The sequence below is a fragment of the Photobacterium aphoticum genome (assembly GCF_001029435.1).
Taxonomy (GTDB): domain Bacteria; phylum Pseudomonadota; class Gammaproteobacteria; order Enterobacterales; family Vibrionaceae; genus Photobacterium; species Photobacterium aphoticum.
Map to the genome: position 1 here is coordinate 1 of NZ_LDOV01000048.1, position 501 is coordinate 501.

Below are 501 nucleotides of genomic sequence, written 5' to 3' on the forward strand. Positions count from 1 at the left end.
GGATAAAAACGAGTTCTCAACAAAACACATTCAAGTGTCTTGTGTAAGAGTCCGGCGAAAACAACGTTCATCACAACTCAGATGAACAACCTTGGTTGTTTGAACATACGAAACCTCTTGGGGTTGTATGGTTAAGTGACTAAGCGTACACGGTGGATGCCTGGGCAGTCAGAGGCGATGAAGGACGTACTAACTTGCGATAAGCGTAGATGAGGCAGTAAGAGCCACTTGAGTCTACGATTTCCGAATGGGGAAACCCAGCTGCATAAGCAGTTATCTCAATGTGAATACATAGCATTGTGAGGCGAACCGGGGGAACTGAAACATCTAAGTACCCCGAGGAAGAGAAATCAACCGAGATTCCGGCAGTAGCGGCGAGCGAAACCGGATTAGCCCTTAAGCTAGTTTGATGTCAGGTGAATGAGCTGGAAAGCTCAGCGATACAGGGTGATAGCCCCGTAACCGGTAACATCTTATCAGTGAAAACGAGTAGGACGGGAC

The 501-nt window shown here is 47.5% G+C and carries 1 rRNA gene; it reads left to right on the forward strand.

Annotated elements, in window-relative coordinates:
* Positions 1–129: 129 nt before the first annotated feature.
* Positions 130–501, forward strand: a 23S ribosomal RNA gene (locus ABT58_RS21895); the annotation flags it as partial.